21 protein-coding genes are annotated in these 22083 nt (G+C 29.9%); 10 read left to right on the forward strand and 11 right to left on the reverse strand.

Going from position 1 to position 22083, the window contains the following annotated elements; translation table 11 throughout:
* Nucleotides 1–48: 48 nt before the first annotated feature.
* On the reverse strand, nt 49–492 hold the full coding sequence (locus tag UEQ13_RS03070; protein WP_329804936.1) for a gliding motility lipoprotein GldH family protein: 444 nt from the start codon (nt 490–492) through the stop codon (nt 49–51).
* Nucleotides 493–568: 76 nt separating this feature from the next.
* Here UEQ13_RS03070 and ruvX point away from each other — a divergent pair, with 76 nt between their 5' ends.
* From ruvX to UEQ13_RS03090, 4 genes are all read left to right on the forward strand, one after another.
* Nucleotides 569–982 (forward strand): Holliday junction resolvase RuvX, encoded by a 414-nt coding sequence (gene ruvX / locus UEQ13_RS03075; RefSeq protein WP_329804937.1) that lies wholly within the window; start codon nt 569–571, stop codon nt 980–982.
* An 81-nt stretch (nt 983–1063) separates the two neighbouring features.
* Nucleotides 1064–1456, forward strand: a complete 393-nt coding sequence (locus UEQ13_RS03080; protein WP_329804938.1) for an SRPBCC family protein — start codon at nt 1064–1066, stop codon at nt 1454–1456.
* A 2-nt stretch (nt 1457–1458) separates the two neighbouring features.
* Entirely contained in the window at nt 1459–2325 is an 867-nt protein-coding gene (locus UEQ13_RS03085; protein ID WP_329804939.1) for a hypothetical protein, read from the forward strand.
* 68 nt (nt 2326–2393) lie between these two features.
* Nucleotides 2394–2777 carry a DUF3887 domain-containing protein gene (locus UEQ13_RS03090; protein ID WP_329804940.1) on the forward strand — a complete coding sequence of 128 codons (384 nt, stop codon included), beginning with the start codon at nt 2394–2396 and terminating at the stop codon, nt 2775–2777.
* Nucleotide 2778: 1 nt separating this feature from the next.
* Here UEQ13_RS03090 and UEQ13_RS03095 read toward each other — a convergent pair whose 3' ends face one another.
* The 6 genes from UEQ13_RS03095 to UEQ13_RS03120 all read right to left on the reverse strand — a co-directional run bounded on the left by UEQ13_RS03095 (nt 2779) and on the right by UEQ13_RS03120 (nt 8299).
* Nucleotides 2779–3813, reverse strand: coding sequence for an o-succinylbenzoate synthase (locus tag UEQ13_RS03095; RefSeq protein ID WP_329804941.1), 1035 nt, complete (start codon nt 3811–3813; stop codon nt 2779–2781).
* Between the two features lie 110 nt (nt 3814–3923).
* Entirely contained in the window at nt 3924–5114 is a 1191-nt protein-coding gene (locus tag UEQ13_RS03100) for a tetratricopeptide repeat protein (protein ID WP_329804942.1), read from the reverse strand.
* A 41-nt stretch (nt 5115–5155) separates the two neighbouring features.
* Complete coding sequence (locus UEQ13_RS03105) at nt 5156–5833, reverse strand: metal-dependent hydrolase (protein WP_329804943.1); 678 nt, start codon at nt 5831–5833, stop codon at nt 5156–5158.
* A 110-nt stretch (nt 5834–5943) separates the two neighbouring features.
* Nucleotides 5944–6831, reverse strand: coding sequence for a 1,4-dihydroxy-2-naphthoate octaprenyltransferase (gene menA / locus UEQ13_RS03110; RefSeq protein ID WP_329804944.1), 888 nt, complete (start codon nt 6829–6831; stop codon nt 5944–5946).
* Nucleotides 6832–6842: 11 nt separating this feature from the next.
* Entirely contained in the window at nt 6843–7457 is a 615-nt protein-coding gene (locus tag UEQ13_RS03115) for an outer membrane beta-barrel protein (RefSeq protein ID WP_329804945.1), read from the reverse strand.
* 2 nt (nt 7458–7459) lie between these two features.
* Nucleotides 7460–8299 (reverse strand): 1,4-dihydroxy-2-naphthoyl-CoA synthase, encoded by an 840-nt coding sequence (locus tag UEQ13_RS03120; protein WP_329804946.1) that lies wholly within the window; start codon nt 8297–8299, stop codon nt 7460–7462.
* Nucleotides 8300–8365: 66 nt separating this feature from the next.
* On the opposite strand from UEQ13_RS03120, the gene UEQ13_RS15375 reads away from it, so the two are divergent.
* From UEQ13_RS15375 to UEQ13_RS03145, 6 genes are all read left to right on the forward strand, one after another.
* Complete coding sequence (locus UEQ13_RS15375; protein WP_407934645.1) at nt 8366–8794, forward strand: PH domain-containing protein; 429 nt, start codon at nt 8366–8368, stop codon at nt 8792–8794.
* The gene (locus tag UEQ13_RS03125) at nt 8794–9984 is read left to right on the forward strand and encodes a serine hydrolase domain-containing protein (RefSeq protein ID WP_329804947.1); all 1191 of its coding nucleotides are present in this window, start codon (nt 8794–8796) and stop codon (nt 9982–9984) included. Before UEQ13_RS15375 ends, UEQ13_RS03125 begins: the two co-directional genes overlap by 1 nt.
* A 109-nt stretch (nt 9985–10093) precedes the next feature.
* Complete coding sequence (def, locus tag UEQ13_RS03130) at nt 10094–10681, forward strand: peptide deformylase (protein ID WP_329804948.1); 588 nt, start codon at nt 10094–10096, stop codon at nt 10679–10681.
* Nucleotides 10682–10753: 72 nt separating this feature from the next.
* The gene (locus UEQ13_RS03135) at nt 10754–11182 is read left to right on the forward strand and encodes a DUF5606 family protein (RefSeq protein ID WP_329804949.1); all 429 of its coding nucleotides are present in this window, start codon (nt 10754–10756) and stop codon (nt 11180–11182) included.
* 264 nt (nt 11183–11446) lie between these two features.
* Nucleotides 11447–12220, forward strand: coding sequence for a nucleoside triphosphate pyrophosphohydrolase (gene mazG / locus UEQ13_RS03140; protein ID WP_329804950.1), 774 nt, complete (start codon nt 11447–11449; stop codon nt 12218–12220).
* A gap of 74 nt (nt 12221–12294) precedes the next feature.
* Nucleotides 12295–13362, forward strand: coding sequence for a serine hydrolase domain-containing protein (locus tag UEQ13_RS03145; protein ID WP_329804951.1), 1068 nt, complete (start codon nt 12295–12297; stop codon nt 13360–13362).
* 39 nt (nt 13363–13401) lie between these two features.
* Here UEQ13_RS03145 and UEQ13_RS03150 read toward each other — a convergent pair whose 3' ends face one another.
* From UEQ13_RS03150 to UEQ13_RS03165, 4 genes are all read right to left on the reverse strand, one after another.
* Nucleotides 13402–13956, reverse strand: coding sequence for a DUF4494 domain-containing protein (locus UEQ13_RS03150; protein WP_166124619.1), 555 nt, complete (start codon nt 13954–13956; stop codon nt 13402–13404).
* A 225-nt stretch (nt 13957–14181) separates the two neighbouring features.
* On the reverse strand, nt 14182–18477 hold the full coding sequence (locus UEQ13_RS03155) for an autotransporter outer membrane beta-barrel domain-containing protein (RefSeq protein WP_329804952.1): 4296 nt from the start codon (nt 18475–18477) through the stop codon (nt 14182–14184).
* Nucleotides 18478–18610: 133 nt separating this feature from the next.
* Complete coding sequence (locus UEQ13_RS03160) at nt 18611–19234, reverse strand: response regulator transcription factor (RefSeq protein WP_329804953.1); 624 nt, start codon at nt 19232–19234, stop codon at nt 18611–18613.
* A gap of 43 nt (nt 19235–19277) precedes the next feature.
* Nucleotides 19278–22028 carry a sensor histidine kinase gene (locus tag UEQ13_RS03165; RefSeq protein ID WP_329804954.1) on the reverse strand — a complete coding sequence of 917 codons (2751 nt, stop codon included), beginning with the start codon at nt 22026–22028 and terminating at the stop codon, nt 19278–19280.
* Nucleotides 22029–22083 lie beyond the last annotated feature (55 nt).

Below are 22083 nucleotides of genomic sequence, written 5' to 3' on the forward strand. Positions count from 1 at the left end.
AAAAACTCATCTTGTTTTAGTACGAGATGAGATTTTTTATTTTAAATACTATTCCTTTATTTCAACAGTTAAACCTACACCAATTATATTGGGTACAAATCCATATTTGGATTTTGGAGAAAAACTGACTTTGTATTTTCCTTTCTTTAGTTTTACTTTTTCTTTCACTAAAAACTTCACATCACAAATATCTCCCATACACTCTGAATTCTTAAAATTCACTATTATTTCTTCTTTTTCAATAGATCCATCAGGTTTGGCAACTTCAAAGTTAACCGGAAACTCATTCATTTCTGTACCCAATACATGACTTATTTCAATAAAAACATTATAGGTTTTATCATCTTCTGAAATTTCAAAAGCATGCGTTTTCACATCACTTTCACTCCAACGTTGCGCGGTAATATCATTTTCAAAATTTCTATACACTTGTTTTTTATCACAGGATAAACTAACAAATAGCACTAAAAGTAGAATGGCTGTTTTTTTCATAATTTGTAGGTTAAAGTTTTTACTAATTTATAAAAAAGGCATTGTATTTGCTTACTTTTGTAATTAAATTTAAACAATGGCAAGAATTTTATCAATAGATTACGGACTAAAGCGAACTGGAATTGCGGTTACAGACGATTTTCAAATTATTGCAAGTGGCTTAACAACTATTCCATCTGTAGAATTAATTTCGTTCTTAAAAACCTATTTTTCAAAAGAAAACGTAGAAACTGTTATTATCGGCGAACCCAAACAAATGAACGGTTTACCAAGCGAAAGTGCCGAAATTATTGAGAAATTCATTGTGCAATTTCACGCCGAATTCCCAACAATGAAAATGGAACGTGTGGATGAACGATTTACCTCAAAAATGGCATTTCAAACCATGATTGATAGCGGCTTAAAGAAAAAACAACGCCAAAACAAAGGTTTAATTGACGAAATTGCCGCAACAATTCTCTTACAAGATTATTTGAATTACAAGAAATAAATAGTAAATTTGAATTTAAGATTTACGAGTTTAGATTTACGAAACTTAAAACCTGAAACCTGAAACAAAAACAAAAACATAATGAATTTAGAAAGCCCAAAAACAAACGTAGAAAAATCAGCAGAATATATTTTTAATGCGTTAACAGATATTAAAAACTTCGAAAAATTAATGCCAGAAAACATTGCAAAGTTTGAAGTCATTGACGAAAATTGTTTCGAATTTGGTTTAAAAGGTATGCCAGAAATTAAATTGGTTAAAAAAGAAGCTACACCCAACTCAAAATTAGTATTAGGTGCTGCATCAAGTAAATTACCGTTTACTTTGACCGCAAATATTGACGCAATTTCAGAAAACTCAACTGACATCCAATTATTTTTTGAAGGTGATTTTAACCCTATGATGGCCATGATGATTAAAGGACCAATTACCAAGTTTATTGAAACATTGTCAAGCAATATGAATAAGTTGTAAAAATGAAAAAAGTATTATTTTTAGTTCTTTTCACTTATTCATTAAATTGTATTTCACAAAACCCAAATAATCGAAGTCAAGCATCATCTGATATTCAATTCTATTTTGGTAAAAAAGAGTTTATACCTGCAACTGTTCAATTATCAAATGGTAAAACATTATTGGGCGAAGTTCAAGATTTTGATTCTCCAAATGTTGTTGAAATTAGAGATTTCGGTTTTAAACCAAGTGATCTTGAAAATGATGTGAATTACAATAGAAAAAAAATAAGATTTAGAAAGAATGCTACTGACGAATCTATTCAAATTCCAGCAGATTCCATAAACTATATCACACATTTTGATACCGAAACAAAAGAAATCAAAGAATTCAAAAGATTAAAAATTTTGAAAACTAAGAACAATGGAGAAATTGAAGAAACCGATCGAGTTGTTTTTTTACCATTAATCAAAAAAGATTCCATTAATTTCTATGGTTACAATATGGAATTACAAGGTAAATATGTCAGAACTGTTTTTTATTTAAACAATTCAAAAGATAATTTAGCTATTAATCCTTTAGATTTTAGCATGTCAGATTTATTTAAAAACCAAGACAGAATAGCTCAAGAAGTAGTAAATGCAGTTAAAATAGTTACAAAAGATTGTCCAGAATTTCAAAAAACACTGGATCAAAAAATGACTATTACAGAAGAAATGAAAAAAGACGCTATGCAGAGATATAATAAAATGCAAAGTGATGTAAATGAAGGAAAGAAAAAACTCAAAACAAAAAAAGAAAAGAAACAATTTGAAGGAGATGTTTTTGCAAACTATTATTTAGAACCATTTGTGATACTTACCGAAAGCTATAAAACCACTTGTAAATAAACCAAAAGCGACTGAATTATTTTAGTCGCTTTTTTTGTGTGAATTTTGCATTTTACAAAAACAAAATAATGAAAAAAATATTTGTAATTTTATTTTTAATATGTACCTCTAGTTTTTTGTTTGCTCAAAATGAAATACATCAGAAAACCATTGATACTTTTATTACTAATTTTAACCAAGAGAATTTCGAAGCTATTTTCAATCAATATTCTGCAAAAATGCAAAAATACGTTTTAGATAAACGAAATTCTAAAACGAAATTCTTTGAAATGGTGAAAAGTCATTCTGGTAAAATAAATTTTCTTCAACTATTAGAACTAAAAGAAAAGCCGAATTATACCTATTATAGATATAATGGAACTTTTGAAAATGAAAATCTTTCAGTGGAATTATATATAGATAAACTTGGTGTTATAACAGGTTTGTATATTAGAAAATTAAATTTAATGTAAATCAAACCACAAAATCCCAATTCAAATCCGTATTGTAAATTAACTGTCCTTTTTTAATTTCTAACGGGCAATTAAAATTATTGGTATATAATCCGCCAGTTCCTAATCCTTGTGGCATCTTGTTGTTTAAAGTGTAGGTAAATTGCGCAATCGCATTTAAACCTAAATTACTTTCTAAAGCGGAAGTTATCCACCAACCAATATTCATTTTTTCGGCAATTTCTATCCATTCTAAACTACCTTTTATACCACCAATAAAACTTGGTTTCAAAATAATATATTGTGGTTGTATGGTTTCTAAAAGTTTCACTTTGTCTTCGTAAGTATAAACACCAATTAATTCTTCGTCCAAAGCAATTGGAAATGGCGTTTGTTTACAAAGTTGCAGCATCGCTTCAAATTGACCCGCTTTTATAGGTTGTTCAATACTGTGCAAGCTATATTCTGAAAGTAATTGTAGTTTTTCTAAAGCTTCTTCTGGAGAAAAAGCACCGTTTGCATCGACACGAATTTCAATCGTATTCGCATCAAAATGTTTTCGAATAAACGCCAATAAGTCTAACTCTTGCTGGAAATCAATCGCGCCAATTTTTAGTTTGATACACGTAAAACCATCCGCTAATTTTTCTTCAATTTGTTGTTTCATAAAGGCTTCCTCGCCCATCCAAACCAAACCATTAATTGTAATCGAATCTTTTCCTTTGGTGAAATCTGAAGGAAACAATTCAAAAGTTGATTCCGAATGAAGTGATAAAAAAGCCATTTCTACTCCAAATTGTATCGAAGGGAATTCTAATAATTCTTGCCAAAGCTTATCTTTTCCTAAATGAATATTTTGACAAACCCATTGTAGTTTTTCTTCGTAATCTGGCCGGTCATCAATAGACAAACCTCGCAACAAACCGCACTCACCTACTCCAATTTTACCATTTTCTTCTAATAGTAAAAACCAAGTTTCTTTTTCCGTCATCACACCACGAGAAGTACCGCTTGGACGTTTAAAGTTGAGTATGTATTTTTTGTAGGTTGCTTTCATTTCAATGGCAAAAATCAATATCAAAATTCAATAACAATTTCAAAAATCAATATCAATTAAAAATTATAACATTAAATATTGACTATTGAAATTGCTATTGACATTGTAATTTATTCTAAAATCCTTAAAATCTTTTTAAAATTATCGGTTGGAAATCCTCTTTTTTCGAAATCTTCAAAATCAAATTTGGTTTGATCCATCCAACTTTTATTGGCTGAAATATTATTGTCTTTATACAATTTATGAATCGCTTTTGCTTCGCCAACTTTATTAGAAAACAGATAAACGTGCGCTAATTTTAATTGATAATGCAATTCTGAAGAATTTTTGTCAATCGCTTTTTTGTACTGCTCTTCAGCTTTTACAAATTGCTTATTGTATAAATAAATATCACCTAACGCACTATAATCATTATCTTTTGCATATTTTTTCTCTATAATTTCTTTCTGAATTAAAGCAATAGCTTCATCCGATTTTCCTTTCTTAAACAACTCAAAAGAAGAAGTTCTAATTTTATCTAAATAGTTTTGCAATTCTCCAGATTGTGTTAAACTTTCTGTAGCAATGCTTTGCATCACATTTGCTTTTTCAATCGCCAACAATTGCTTGTACTCACTATATTTATATTTCGCTGCGAAAACTTTTAAAAATGTAGCTAAGTAATTATTCTTATTCGAAACCATTTTAACTGTAGCTAATTTTTCTGCTTCTGCTAAAAGTTCTTTTTTAGTGGTAGCATTCCAACCACGACTTGCATTATAATCGACCCAAGAAACCACTTCCAACACAATTTTGGTACTCATTACCCAGTTTTTATTTTCGAAAGCAAACCAAATATTTGGCGCATTATCAAAACATTTTGTGTTTTTTATGGAGATTAGTTTACTGTCTTTGTTTACTGCTTCTTTTATGAAATAACATGCCGTTTCTAATTTCCCATCTTTTAAAAACTGATTTCCAGCCTTTTCAGAAGTATAAATTCCGTATAAACACGTATCGTCGCCAGAAAGCGAATTGGTTAACGTAATGGCACCAGCTGTGCCTTGACTAATTCCAGTTGGATCTGGAATCGCTTTTAAAATCGAAGCTAAACTTGTAGTGATTTTTCCGTTTTCGTCAATTAATAAAATTCGGAAAACAAATTCTGAAGCACCTTCTGGTAAATCATCAATTTTGACTAAAGTTCGGTTGCCCGATGATAGCTTAATTTCTTTAGTAAAAGCGCGTTCTTTATCCCAAAACCCATCTTTTTGAGCGAAGGTTAAAGTTGTAAATAATAGTAGGGCAAGAATTTTTTTCATTAAATAATTTTTCTTTTGTTAAGCAATTTTTATACCAAAGTTTACAAATCTATACTTTGACCGATTTCTAATAACATTAAATCTTTTCCTTTTTGGAAGAATTTACGTTTAGCTTCTTCATGATTGATTTCGATATAACCAAAAGTATCGTAATGATAGCCTAAAACTTTATCGCAATCTACAAAATCAGAAGCAATAATCGCATCTTCCACATCCATAGTAAAATTACTTCCTATTGGTAAAATGGCTAAATCTAATTTAGTTCGCATTGGAATTAATTTCATATCCATGGTCAAAGCGGTGTCGCCTGCGATATAAATATTTTTATGTTCGCCTTCAATCACAAATCCGCCAGGTTGTCCACCATAACTCCCGTCAGGAAAAGAAGAAGTATGAATCGCGTTCACATATTTTACATTTCCGAATTCGAAATCCCAACTTCCACCGTGATTCATAGGATGGAATTGAAAACCTTTATTTCCATAATGTGTAGCAATTTCATAATTCGAAACTATAACGGCGTCCGTTCTTTTTGCAATGGTTTCTACATCTAAAATATGATCTTGATGCGCATGTGTTAGTAATATATAATCCGCTTCAATTTCATCCATATTAATATGAGACGCTTTTGCATTTCCCGAAATAAAGGGATCTACCAAAATATGAATATCATTAATTTGAATGCCTAAACAAGCATGTCCGTAAAAGGTGATTTTCATAGTTCAATGTTTTTCGTTATTCAAAATTCGTTGTTCAAAATTAAAAAACACATAGGCTCATAGATTTTATACTTAGATGCTACGCTTAAAATAGAGAACATAGTATGTGTTTACTTATATAAAAAACTCATCCAAATTAAAATACTCAAAGCAAATGTGCCTAAAGCTACTTTCTTCAATTCGGGATCAAAGTCTTCATGTTTTTCAGATTTTCTAACTTTTTCTAAATGTTTTAAAAAGAAAATAAAAACTAAAAAACTAAATAAGATCATTTTGTTTACTCCTATTGAAAAAACAAATAAACATAAAAATGGAACTAAAATTAAAAAGTGCTGATAATTCTTAGCCCATTTTAATCCATTTTTCACCACAATAGTATTTTTTCCTGCTACTTTATCATTTTCAATATCTCGCATATTGTTTAAATTCAACACTGCTGTGCTTAACATTCCAATCGCAATGGCTGGTAAAAATAATTTGATATCAATACTTTTCGAATACAAAAAATTACTACCGATAACGGCGACTAATCCGAAAAAAATAAAAACAAAAACATCTCCAAAACCACTATATCCGTAGGCGTTATTTCCAACCGTATATTTTATGGCAGCAGCAATTGAGGCAATTCCCAACACTAAAAAAGTTAGAGAATACACAAAATTTTCTTGTCCGAAAGCGAAATAAATTAAGGCAACTGCTAAAATAAAAGCAATAATTCCGTTGATAATAATCGCTTGTTTCATTTGAGCAGAAGTAATTTCTCCTGAAGCCACCAAGCGTTTTTCACCAATTCTGTTGGCATCTGTTCCTTTTATTCCATCTCCATAATCGTTCGCAAAATTAGATAAGATTTGAAAAGACAATGTGGTTAATAAAGCCAAAACAAAAATAATCCATTCGAATTTATGTTGATAATAGGCATACGCACTTCCTACCAAAATTCCAGAAATAGAAAGTGGTAAGGTTCTTAATCGTGCAGCTTGAATCCAGTGTTTCATTTTTGTAGTGCTTAGAAATTATAACCTAACCCAAGGTTGAACAAATGAACATTAAAATTCTTTTCAATTGGCAAATACCTGTAAGATGTTTCTAAATAAATCTTATTCTTAAAATAAAACCTAGCACCTGGCTGAAGAGAAATTGAGTTTTTATTATTGTTTGTTTTATTTTGTTTCATTCCTGTAAAAGCAGGGTCTGAAGGATCAAAAAGAGAAAAACTACTACCATAAATCGTGTAGCTATAAGTAATAAAGCTATATCCTAGATTAAAAAAAGGTTTGAATCCAGTATTTTTAACATTAAATTCTACTCCTAAATTCGGATTAAAAAACCATGCGCTATTATATTCTACACTTGATTTTTGTTTAAAATCCCTTCCAGTTAAGTAATCAACAGATAATCCTCCTTGAAAATTCAAAACATCATTCGTGAGTAAGGTATATCTTGCATCACATCCAAAAACTCCATTATAAGAATCGGATATTAGGTTATCATTTCTAAAATTACCTGTATAATGTAATCCAATCGAAAAAGGTTTATTCTTTGTATCAATTATTTCTTCTTGAGCTTGAGCCATCCCAAAACTTAAAAAAAACAAAAAACTACTTATTATAAATAACTTCATAATTATGGTAAATATTTCTTTTCAAAATTGGGTTTACGTTTTTCTAAGAATGCATCTCTACCTTCTTTCGCTTCGTCAGTCATATACGCTAAACGAGTGGCTTCACCAGCAAAAACTTGTTGTCCCACCATTCCATCATCGGTTAAATTCATAGCGAATTTTAGCATTTTGATTGAAGTTGGTGATTTTTCTAAAATTTCTTGTGCCCATTCGTAAGCGGTGTCTTCTAATTCTGCATGAGGAATAACCGCATTTACCATTCCCATTTCATAAGCGTCTTGCGCAGAATAATTTCTTCCCAAAAAGAAAATTTCTCTAGCTCTTTTCTGACCTACCATTTTGGCTAAATAAGCAGAACCATAACCACCATCAAAACTAGTTACATCGGCATCCGTTTGTTTAAAAATAGCGTGTTCTTTACTGGCTAAAGTCAAATCGCACACAACGTGTAAACTATGTCCGCCACCAACAGCCCAACCTGGAACTACACAAATTACAGCTTTTGGCATGAAACGAATCATACGTTGCACTTCTAAAATGTTCAATCTGTGGTAACCGTCTTCACCTACATAACCTTGGTGTCCACGTGCTTTTTGATCGCCACCACTACAAAAACTCCAAATCCCATCTTTAGAACTTGGCCCTTCAGCCGAAAGTAAAACAACTCCAATTGAAGTGTCTTCTTGTGCATCATAAAATGCATCAATTAATTCTTTTGTGGTTTTTGGTCGAAACGCATTACGCACATCAGGTCTGTTAAAAGCAATTCTGGCTACGCCATCACATTTTTTATACGTTATATCTTCGTATTCTTTTACGATTTTCCAGTTGATATTTGACATTTTGAATAATTTTTTATCAAAAATACTTCAAAAATACTTTAATTTGCAAAAGCAGTACATATTTTTATGCAATTCAAATCCGCCTTTAGTACATTCAATATTATAATACTTTTAATACCAGCACTTTTGGTGTTAACTATTAGTGTTTTTACTGAAGAGGATAGCAAATTAATCATTTTTCCGCCTTTGGGTATTTTGACACTTTTGTTTTTGATAATTACAATTTTATATTTTACAACTTATTATGAAATACAAAAAGAAGTTTTAATAATTTCGATGTTTTTTTATAAAACAAAAATTAAAATTTCTGAAATAAGAACACTTAAATATTCTAATTCAATAATAAAAACGAATTTATATAAGCCCGGGTTTCATGAAAAAGGAATAGAAATTATGTATCATAAATACGATGACATTTTTATCTCACCTGAAAAAAGAGAACAATTTATTGCCCAATTACTAGAAATCAACCCCAACATTGAAATAAAAAAATAATGAACATACGCTTTTTACTTATATCACTTACCTTTTTAACTATAGCTTGCAAAGACAAAGAAAAAGACTTTTCTCAAAAAAACGGCACTCAAAAAGATCAGGGAGAATTTTTTGTAGAATTCAATCCTTTAGATTCAACATATTGTAACAAACAGAAAAAAGAAATTGAATATCGATATAACCAATTAATCAACAAAAATGATTTTTATGGTCAGTTTTTAGTGGCCAAAAACGGGAAAATCTTATTTGAAGATTATGAAGGTTTTGCCTACAAAGAAAAAGACGATAAAAACAGAAAAAACAAACCCTTACATATTGCTTCAGTAAGTAAAGTATTAACAGCTGCTGTTATTTTACGAATGGTCGACCAAGAAAAAATCGGTTTAGACGATAAAGTTTCTAAATATTTAAAAGGTTTTTATCACGACGATATTACCGTGAGAATGTTGTTAAATCACCGAAGTGGTTTACGTCATTATGGCTATTTTATTGAACGTGATGTAAAATGGGACAAATCGAAACGCATTACCAATCAGGATATTTTAGATTTGATTAATTCCGGAAAAATTCATTTGGAAAGCAAACCAGGAACACGTTTTGCATATTGTAACACTAACTATTCTTTATTAGCTTTAATTATTGAAAAAGTTTCAGGAATGCGTTATCATGAAGCCATGGACAAATTACTTTTTAAACCATTAGGCATGAAAAATAGTTTTGTTTTTGATTACGAAAAACATCACGACACGGTGAGTCAAACTTATAAAGCCAGCAAATTGCGATTGGCATTTGATCATTTAGATTTAGTGTATGGTGATAAAAATATTTATTCCACAGCTCGCGATTTGCTAAAATTTGATTTGGCTACGTATTCTGATAAATTCTTTAGTGCAAAACTTCGAAAAGAAATTTTTAAAGGTTATAGCTACGAATCTAAAGGTGAAAGAAACTACGGTTTAGGGATTCGTTTACGCGAATGGAAGGAAGCACCTACGTTAACTTACCATAATGGTTGGTGGCATGGAAATACCTCATCGTATATCACCCAAAAAACTGACACACTAACTATAATTGCTTTGTCGAACAAAATGACGCATAAAACCTATCAAACTAAAAAGTTCATTGCTTTATTTAATCCCAAATATCCCATAAAATTAGACAATAGTGAAGTTGGTGGTGCGAATGAATAAATAGAATTTACGATTTGGGATTAATGATTTACGATTTGGGATTTGGGAATTACGAATTGATTTTAGAATTTTAAATTTTTATTTCCTAATTTTGCAAAAAATTTGAATCATGATTTTACCAATATACGGATACGGCGAAGCAGTTTTAAGAAAAGTTTGCGTTGACATTCCACAAGATCACCCAAACTTAACAGAAATTTTAAGCAACATGTATGAAACCATGTATAATGCTTATGGTGTTGGTTTGGCTGCCCCTCAAGTAGGTTTAGCTGTTCGAATATTTGTAATTGATACTACTCCATTTGCAGATAGCGACGATATTTCAAAAGAAGAAGCAGAACAATTAAAAGATTTCAAACAAACTTTTATTAATGCAAAAATTATAAAAGAAGAAGGTGAAATTTGGGGTTTTAATGAAGGTTGTTTGAGTATTCCTGATGTTCGTGAAGATGTTTTTCGTCATGATACCATCACAATTGAATATTTTGATGAAAATTTCGTTAAAAAAACGGAAGTTTATAACGGATTAATTGCCCGTGTAATTCAACACGAATACGATCATATTGAAGGAATTTTGTTTACAGATCATCTTTCAATGTTAAAGAAAAAATTAGTAGGTAAGAAATTGCAAAATATTATGGAAGGTAAAGCCAGACCAGATTACCGCATGAAATTTGCCAATTTAAAAATTAAGTAAAAATTAAGAATTTCAAGTTTGTTTTTGAAATATTAAAATATATATTTGCCATCCTTTAAAAATTAAAAAACTATGAGTTTTCAAAAAATATTAGCCATTTCTGGAAAACCAGGATTATATGAATTAAAAGTACAAACGCGTTCTGGATTTGTTGCTGAAGCTTTATTAGACGGTAAAAAAATTACTGTTGGATTAAGAAGTAATGTAAGTTTATTATCTGAAATTGCCGTTTACACATACAATGAAGAAGTAAAATTAATCGAAATCTTCAAAACTATTGCTGCAAAAGAAAATGGAGAACCAACTATTTCTCATAAAGAAAGCGACGATAAATTAAGAAGTTATTTCAGAGAAATTTTACCAGAATTTGATGAAGACAGAGTATATACTTCAGACATCAAAAAAATATTCAATTGGTATAACATTTTACAACCAAAAGGTTATGTTTCAGTGGAAGCGTTAAACACAGAAGCAAAAGAAGAAGAAACTGCTGCTGAGTAATTTATTACTGTTCAAAAATTATATAGTAAATCCCGTTCTTATTTAGAGTGGGATTTTTTTTTTGGAGCAGATACTTTTCATTTCAAAACACTTATGTCGCGTCTTCCGCTATATCTTTTATGAATTAAAAAAAATTAATAAAAGGATGCCGCTACAACCACGGCTAGATTACACGCATATTTTTTCAAATCATATTTTATCCGTATTTTTAACAACACAAACCCTTTTAAACTCATAAACCTTTTAAACTTTTAAACTATCAAAATGAACACACGTCAACAACAACTACAAGCCTTTGAAAGATTATTAGATATCATGGACGATTTGCGTGAAAAATGTCCGTGGGATAAAAAACAAACCTTAGAAAGTTTACGTCATTTAACCATTGAAGAAACGTACGAATTAGGCGACGCCATTTTAGATAACGATTTACCAGAAATCAAAAAAGAATTAGGCGATTTGTTGTTACACATAGTGTTTTATGCGAAAATTGGTTCAGAAAAAAAAGCTTTTGATATTGCCGATGTAGCCAATAGTATTTGCGACAAATTAATTGATCGTCATCCACATATTTATGGAGATGTTGTAGTGGAAAATGAAGAACAAGTGAAACAAAACTGGGAAAAACTAAAACTAAAAGAAGGCAGAACATCCGTTTTAGAAGGTGTTCCGAAAAGTTTACCTGCGTTAGTCAAAGCAAGTAGAATTCAAGATAAAGTAAAAGGTGTGGGATTTGATTGGGAAGAATCGCATCAAGTTTGGGAAAAAGTAGAAGAAGAAATTACCGAATTACAAGTGGAAATTGCCGCAAACAATCAAGATAAAATTGAAGCAGAATTTGGTGATGTTTTATTTTCTATGATAAATTATGCTAGATTTTTAAAAGTAAACCCGGAAGATGCTTTGGAACGCACCAATAAAAAATTCATCAAACGTTTTATGTATTTAGAAAGCAAAGCTTCCGAATTAGGTAAATCTTTATCCGATATGACTTTAGCAGAAATGGATGTTTTTTGGGAAGAAGCAAAAAAAATGTAGTCTACCATTAAACCTTTCTCAGTTCTAAATGTCTAAACATTAAACCGTTTTTCTAACAACCTAAAAGACAAACTATGAAAATCAAAATACTACTAATTTGTTGCTTATCCCTTTTCATTTCTTGCAGTAATGATTCAGAAACTAATCCTACTCCAACTGAAGAAGCAATGTATTTTCCACCAATAACTGGTACAACTTGGGAAACTAAAACACCAGAAAGTTTAGGTTGGAATACAGCCAATATAGCCGCTTTAAATACTTATTTAAGTGATAAAAACTCAAAAAGTTTTATAGTATTACACAACGGAAAAATTGTTATGGAACAATATTTTAACGGTCATGATGCTATTACACCAAGATATTGGGCTAGTGCTGGAAAAACACTAACTTCAACTGTGACTGGAATTGCGGAACAAGAAGGTTTTTTAAATATCAATACTAAAGTTTCAAATTATTTAGGAACGGGTTGGACAAGTGCACCATTAGCCAAAGAAAATCTAATTACTTGTAAAAATTTATTAAGCATGAATTCTGGTCTAAATGATGCGTTAGGAGATGATGTTTCTCCTGCAAATTTACAATATGTAGCTGATGCTGGTACACGTTGGGCGTATCATAATGTATATGTAAAATTACAAGATGTGGTAGCACAAGCAACTGGACAAACATGGAATGCTTATTTCAACACTAAATTAAGAGATAAAATTGGTATGACAGGATATTGGCTTCCGTATCAAGGATTAAGTGTTTACAGTAGTGATGCGCGAAGTATGGCACGTTTTGGCTTATTAGCTTTAGCGAAAGGAAATTGGAACGGCACACAAATTATTAATACAAATTATTTAAATACAGCAACTAATACTTCACAAAATATCAATTTAGCTTATGGATATTTATGGTGGCTAAATGGGAAAACAAGTTACCATATACCACAAAGTCAATTACAACTTAATGGAAGTTTAATTCCAAGCGCACCCTCTGATTTGTTTTGTGCTTTAGGTAAAAACGACCAAAAAATATATGTGGTTCCAAGTAAAAAATTAGTAATTATCAGAATGGGAGATGCTGCAGATGCTTCAAATTTTGCGCTATCAGATTTTGACAATGTACTTTGGCAAAAAATCAATGCCGTGATAAATTAAAAAAGTCCCAATTTGAAATATTCAAATTGGGACTTTTTTTTATGCTCTTTCTTGAAGTAGTGCTTCATCAAACTCCATATTATCTATAATTTCTTCTGAAATCTCAGGCTTAGATAATTTTAATAAATTAAACTTTTCGAATTGCTCTAATTTTTCATCTTCTCCATTAAAATAAGGAAAAACATCCATAATTGGCGATTCAGAAATCATAGGTATGGTATATTCACCCATCGTACCATTCATTACAGAAACGGTATTATCAAAAGCTTCTTTAATATCATTTGCTTGTAACAAAATATTGATATTCGATTTTCTTTCCTTTCCACTCTCTTCATCATATGCTAGCAATGAAACTTTCGATTTAAACCAGCGATCAGCATTTTCAAAAGGATGAATTTCTGAATAGTTGGCAAATTTGATTGAAGTCACTTTAAATTCCTCGCTAACATAAGCGGACATTTCTTCATTAATTCTTGTTTCCGCTTCCGTATAAGATAAAGCATCTACTAAATAAGGTTCAGTGACTACTTTTTGTACACCAGAATCATCCATTTTTCTATATTTCACCTTACATTCAAACCAAATTGCACTCATAATTTATTATTTTAATTAAAAAAACAAAGGTAAGATTTACAAAAAAAGTAATGAAGTGTTTCGCAAATTAGATATTCACAATTGGCTAAAAAATAAAGAGCTGAATGATAGTGCTACCAAACAACTCTTTAAACTAACGCATTGTAATTATTGTATATTATTTCGGACAGATAACTTTAAATTCGGTTCTTCTGTTAATTGATTGTTGTTTTTTAACCAAAAAAACTAATTTGTAAATAGATATTTGTATGCATAATCCATATCATAAAGATTATCATCTTTTAGGCGGTGATAGGTTCGTTTCCATATTATTCGAGGAATCCAAGTACAGCAAATTTTAGGATAAATTAATATACCCTTTCTGACTGTTTTAACACTAAATTTTGGAAATCTTTTACTTTTGCTTTTAATAAATTCTCCCATTTCACTTAAAATTAAAGGATTTATTGTACCGTTTTTGTAAAGATTTCTGCTGTTAGTTACCAGTTCTTCTTCATAATTTCTAGCACCACCAATAAAAGTTTTTGGATAATCTCCATCAAACCATTTTGAATTTTCTCCAATCATGTGTTGATCAGCTGCTTGCAAAAATGTAAAATGATTATTAAATTGATTATTAATGTTTTTTGAAGAAAGTGAATAAACCATTCCTGTTGCTGATATATAAGGTGAACTATTAGAGTAAAATGATTTATTAGATTCGTGTTGGTCACGGTAAAATCTAATAGCTCTTAGTGTTGGAATTCCCATATCATAAACACTTCTTTTTTTACTCACTTCAACTAACGAAAATATTGATGGACTTATTTGATTTCTTCCACTTGAACTTTCCGTATTTACCACACCATCATCTAATCCGTATAGCATAGGTTTAGTAATACCATCATAAACTCCAGACGGATGATTCCCTGAAACTGTTAAAACAGGAACTGTTATTTGATTTATTAAATTCCCCCACCTTGGGTACATTATCTTCGGAGATAAATCAACCAAAATACTTTTTGGGATGTTTATGGCCAAAATTGCAGGATTAATGATATTAGTATTAATTGTAGTGTTTGATAAGGCACTTATAACACTTACACCTAAACTAAGTCCTGTTCCTAATGCCATCTTTGGTATTATCGCCACTGCCAATGCAGCAACATTACTTCCAGCTATAGCAGAATGCATTGCTATATGTCCCGAACATCTGTCCGATAAATAACTAATATCTCCGTATTTTATGTTTTCAACAGTTCCTGCTTTTTTGGTTTTATTAGCAAGAGATAACATGATATTGGCTACCATGCCACCTGTAGAATGAGAAATAATAACATATTCTTTGCCAAAACATGTTGCGATTTTTTGACCATCACTATCAAGCTTAAACCTTAAATCTTTAACATTCATCGTTACACCAAGGCCAGTTTCCATAGCATCTCTAATTTGTGATGCAATAGCATTCGCCCCAGTTTCTGCATCTTGTGAACAATTGTAAGAAACCACTAAATATCTATTTGAATATCCTTTTTTTAATAAATAATTCTCTATGTGATGTGCAAAGTTCGTTTCTGCGGCTTCTTTGTAATAACCACCAGATTGAAATTCAGCTTTTACTGGCCAGTCTGCCATAGCGCCACTAATACCTTTAGCTCTATCTAAAATATGCGACATCATAAGACCATTTACAAATATGATATCTCGTCCTCCAAAAGCCATATCGCCTTTTAAGTTATTGGACTTACATTCTCCTGGTGGTATGTTTGTCAAAGGTTGAATTAATGGATAATTATGAACTTGTTGCGAAATTCCTGTAACACTATCTATTAATGCTTGTACTTCTGCACAAGTTTCTGTTATACCTGCCGCTTGAAGTATAGCATCGCAATCGGCTGCTGTTTCATCAGGTATTTCATCTCCACCTAAATTGAAACAATTTCCAGAATCTTCAGAAAAATTTTGTTCGTACATCCCAAAAGTCCCATCGTATTCATATAAGTCTGTTAAGTTTCCATTAAAATATTCATCTTCATCATCGTAAGTTGTACAGGTAAAATTAGACGGAACAGTTCCTAAGTTTGTAGGATTTAATGGGTTTCCTAATGCGTCAACCTCTAATTCTAGACATCCGCTTTCTAAGGTTTCACAAAAAGAAATATTGTCAATTAAAATTATTGATGAAACGTTATCTTCATTAGTAAATGCATTAATTGCAATATTATCAAAATCTTTATTGGCTTTCCATATTGGGAATTCAATAAAAGCCCAATCACCACAGTCTTGTACTTGCGGACTTCTACCTATAATTGCAATATTTGTTTGCGGTATAGGGTGGGAATTTCCAGTTGGTAAAACGCCATTAAATGCAACAACTCTAATTTTTCCGTAATCTAAAGATTGCCCTACTTTATTGAACTTTACAGCAACTGTTACCTTATATTTTCTGCCAGCAATAATTTTGGAATCCAATATTTGTGAAATAGCATTACCTGAAAGTTTATTACCTGATAATTCTACATATCCATTATCTAAACAGCCTTGAGAAGCAAATACTTTTGGACTTCCATATCCTTTATCCCATTTTGGTAGTTTTGCTGTTGGCATTGCTCCGTTGATAATACCAGTATCTGAAAAGTCTCCGTTTACAATTGGATTGTTTTCGCATTTATCTTCACTTGTATCAGATAAATTTCCATTATCGCAACCACAACATGGCAATTCATTTTCAAGTATTGTTTTGGTATAAGTATATTGTACTACTTTTTCAATTTTATTTATTGTGCAAATGGCATTTACTTGATATTCAATAACAACATCTTTTTGACAAGCACTATTGTCTAATTTAAATTCTATTGGAAATTTATATCCTTTACTTATTCCCTTAGGATTTGTTTTGAAAGGCAAAGTCAACGTGTTTTTAAAAGGATTTCCTTTATTATCAGTAATTTTTGTAATAGTAATATTGTTTACAACTGTATTTATTGAATTGTAAACATCAAAAAATCCTTCAATTAGAATTTGATTTTCACAACATTTAAATTTATTTGTTATTAAAGTCGCTTCTGCAAAACAAGCCTTTTTTCTAGTATTTTCGTTTCCAACTACCGCATGACCACCTCCAGGATATTGATGTATGTTTCTTTCTGTACTTTCATCTGAAATGGCTTTCGTTTTGTCACAATTGCAACAAGGGATATCTTTTTCTAAGATTATTTTAGTTTCAATATTTTCAAATGATTCTTTAAGTCCTTTTATTGTACAAGTCGTATTAATTTCATATTCTATATGTAAATCTTTTTTACAAGAACTACCATCTATTTTAATATCAAAAAAATAATCAAATTTAGATTTTATACCGTTTGATTTAATTGTTAAAGGTAGCGCTAAGAAGTTTTTAACTACAACTCCTTTACTGTCTGTAATTTTTGAAATTATAATATTATCGACAATTGTATTTACTGATTTAGTTAGATCAAAATGACCTTGAAGTGTTAATGTATCATTACAACATTTAAATTTATCAACCGTTAAATTAGCACTAGCAAAACATGATTTAGATTGGGTATTCTTCTTTTTAAGTTCATAATCTGGCGGTAATTTTATCACACTCGATTTACCTTTAAAACTAAAAACTAATCCTGCATTAAACCCTAAAGCATTATATTTGGATTCATTAACAACCGTTTTATAAGTTCCTGCGTCCATTTGCCCAATAGTATATGAACTTGGTGGTGGTAATGTTGGATCTGATTGGGGTTTAAATGTAGTAACGTTATTTTTCACTGTTGGTCCTAACAAATAACTAGCTTCTGCCCAAAGACCAATATTTCTACTAATCATATATGATAATCGAGCTTTAGGAATAATTCCTAATCCACTGGTTTTGGTTTCGGTTTGAGAAATTAAATCGTAAGTTTTTGTATAATTTGGTAGTGCAAAACCTTGCATTAAAACCGTTTGTGTAGCTTTAAAATTATTCTGGGTCACATTCAAATAACCAACCTGAAAAATAGGACTGAATACAAAACGATTGGCAAAATGAAAATTAAATTGCGGGCCTACTCCTGCAAAATAGCCCGAGTTTTTAGTATCACCAGAGCCCGTTACTTCGTTAGATATTTGCCCAATCACTTTATAAGGTTCTGGCAAAGTGCCACCAAACGGATTACCACTTCCAGTAAAATATTGACCCCCTAAATTAAACCCAATAGAAAATCCAGGTTTACGAAGTATAGTTTGAGAATAATCTAAAGTTAAGCCCAATGTTTTCCAAGAATAATTCCCATAAAGCCTTTGATTATTACTTGCAGAAGGATTGTTGAAACCACCACCAAGATAAATCACTTTGTATTGGCAACAGCCATTTTTGTGTTGATGTGTTTTAATTCCTTGGTCTTTTATTCCTTTAAAAGTAGTTGGTAGGTCTGGTTTTATAGTAAGGCTTTTACCCTTCTTAGCGGTTTCTTGTGCTTGTGTAGTTTGCGTGAGAAATACTATAAAAAATAGCAATTTTAAAAATAGTTTTGTGTTTTTCATCATGTTTTTATTTAAATTTCACATGACAAAGTTTAAGTATTTACAGCATAAAAAAATCCCTAAATATAGGGATGAGGATATGGTGGGAATTTAGAGAATCTGAAACAAGTTAAGATTGACAATAATTAAGATAAAACTACTCTTTTAAGTTTTTATAATAATACGCAATAGCTTCACCTAATGAAGAAATATGCAACTTTTCATAGATTTTTTTGGTATGTGAATTCACGGTAGAATAACTCACGCCTAATACATCGGCTACCATTTTATAAGACAAACCATCCGCTAATTTTGCTAAAACTTCGTTTTCTTTTGGAGAAAGTGGATTTTCAATTTCCTTTGGTTTGAAGTAGTTTAATACTTTTTGAGCAATCGCTGGGTTCATTGCTGCTCCTCCTTGCATTACTTCTTCTATCGCTTGTAAAATACGTTGTGGTTTATCGTTTTTCAAAATATAACCACTGGCTCCATTTTTAATACAGGTGAAAATTTTGTCGGAGTCGTCAAAAGCAGTTTGCATTAATACTTTTACTTCTGGATGATGCATTTTTATTAGCTTTAAACCTTCAATACCATTAACTTCAGGCATATTTATATCCATTAAAACCAAATCAGGATAAAAAGTATCAATATCTTTTAATACGTTACTACAATTCATGGCTTCTCCAACAAACTTAAGTTCATCATTTAACATTAGCAACGCTTTAAGACTATCCCGTCTTTCAGCACTATCGTCATAAATAAAAATTCTAATTATCATTTCACAAAGGTAATTAAGTAAAATTTGAAAAAGCATCCCTAAATTAAGGGATAACTTTAAATTCTAGTTGTATTGTTGTTCCTGTAATTTCAATTGAAATAATTTCAAAACTAGCGTTTAATTCATTAGCTCTACTTTTCATATTACCAATCCCATTTCCTATTATTTCGTTCGTTTTAAAACCAATTCCATTGTCTGAAATTACTAGTAAAACCATATTGTTTTCATATTGAATAGAAATTAATATGTTGGTTGCTTTACTATATTTTAAAGCATTATTTACAGCTTCTTTTGTAATTAATAAAATGTTTTTTCTTGCCGCGAAATCAGTAATTACAAAGTCAATTTTTTTATCAATTTCAATTACGTAATTAATATCTGTTGAGCCTAAAACTTCGTTACAAAAGTTTTTAATTCTCGTACTTAAAGTCATAAATTCATCTTTACCCGGTTTCATACTCCAGATAATATCTCCTATTTTTTCTGCTAAACTTTTAGCTTGACTTTCTACTTTTAGTAGTACTTTTTGAGCGGAAGGAATATCTTTTTCCATTAACTTATTAGCGACTGTACTATTGATTTGTAGGCTACTTAATGTAGATCCAATTTCATCATGTAAATCAGCAGTGATCTTGCTTCGTTGCTTTTCTAATTCTAATTGTTGAGTAAAGGCTATTTTTTGTTTTTCGAACTTTCGTCTATTATAAAAGAAAAATAAAATCCCAGACAATAAAAAAGGTAAAAACAGTTGAAAACCTATCTTTTTATAAAAAGGAATAGCCACATTAAAATTAACTTGAAGAACTCTTTTACTTATGTGATTGTTTTCATCAACAGCTCTAATTTTTATATTGTTTTCGCCGCTTTTTAATAATAAATTTAAAATATTACCTTCAATATCATACCAATTTTCATTGTTAATGGCATACTGGAATCTATTAAAATGACCAGTTAAATCAACACCAGCCAATTCTAAAATAATATTTTTTTGTTCTTTATCTAAATTATATATGGTTTGAATTGGTACATTTAAATTATTAATTTTTGCAGAAATTATTATTGGCAAAATACTATAAGTATTGCTTTTTATATTTTTAGAAAGTATAGAAATTCCATTATTTGTAGCGATATATACACTATCATTTTTACAAGTAAAGTCGTTTATAAAATTTGAAGTTAATCCGTCTGATTTTGAAATTTTATTTATGGAATATTTTGGTAAATCTGAAATATCTAAAATATAAATTCCATCTTTTGAGGCTATCCATAATTGCTTGTCAATTTCTTGAATTTTTGTAATATTAATAGGTAATTTATCAGAATTTATGATACAAAATTGTAGTATATTATTTTTAATTAAATATAAATTTCCTTTAAAAGTATTAAACCATAAACTTCCATTTTTACCTAAAGTTATACTTTGAATATTATCATTTTTTAATTTTGAATTTGAAAATATAACAGAATAGATTTCCTTATTTAAGTGATATTTATAAACACCAGAATTTGCAGTGAAATAAAACGTTTTGCTGTCAATTTTAGCAATTGACAAAACACGTTCATGTGGACTTTTTATATGTTCGCATTTGTTTTTTAACACATTAAGCTTAAACAGACCTGTATTACTACCAAGTATTAAAATACTATCATTTAATTTAAGTGCCGTTTTTAAAGAAACCGATTGTTTGTTAGTATTAAAAATAATAGTATTTGAACCATAATTTATACAATATCCTAAATCTGATACAGTAATTATCTTATTTTTAAAACTTGAAACAAATCTAATCCAAGTGGTATTTTTTCTATCATTAATACTTTTATTATTTGTTTTATTACTTTTTTCTAAAATATCACCTTTAAAATTTCCAGCAAAAAGGGTATTACTATCATTAACATATATACTTAAAAAATTTGGATCAATAGAAACATCAGCTATAGTTTTAATTGTGGTTCTATTAAACTTTAACAAACCATTATTTAAAGTCGAAATCCAAATTGTACCTTTACTATCTTTATAGGAATAATTTATTTCTTTATTCGTAGAAATAGTATGTTTTAAATTAAATTTATTCAAATCATAAACTAAAACTTTTCCTAAATTAGTTATTACAGATAATTCAGACTCAGACAAACAATACCATTTTAGAGTTTCTTTAAAAGATATTTTTTTCTTAACAAACTGAAAGGGTTTGGTTTGTATAATTTCATAAAGTATAATTTCATTTTTAAAAATCTCAAATATTAAATTACCTTCTATTTTGAGATTAAAAGTAGGAAATTGATTCTTTGAAATAATTTGCCCAATCAATTTATTATTTGAATTATAAATTGAATATTTATTAGTAAATCCGTTCTTTATACTAAATTCTGATTGCAAGTAAAATTGCTTGCTCTCAATAAATAAATTATTAAATCTTGTTTTATAAATTGCCGCTAACTTCTTGTTATTAAAAAACATAGAACCGTTAGTGTTTGAAAAATAAACACCACCATTTAAATTATTATATGGATATAATAATGAACTACTATTTTTAACTACAATTACATCCTTTTCAAAAGAAACAAATTTGTTGTTTTTTTCATCAAAATAACTTGGTGGCTGCTTGTAACAATTTACCCAAATTGTACCATTTTTTTCTTTAATAATTTGAATCCCATCATTAGAAGGCAAACCATCTTTTGTAGTGTAATTTACAAAACGTTTACCGTCAAATCGAGAAATACCGTTATCTGTTCCTATCCATAAAAAGCCATTATTGTCTTCGATTATTTCATAAATATGATTGCTTGGCAAACCATTTTCAGTAGTAAAAGTATTAGATAATGAATAATCTTGAGCAATAGATAAG

Source organism: Flavobacterium facile, assembly GCF_036321945.1.
Taxonomy (GTDB): Bacteria; Bacteroidota; Bacteroidia; order Flavobacteriales; family Flavobacteriaceae; genus Flavobacterium; species Flavobacterium facile.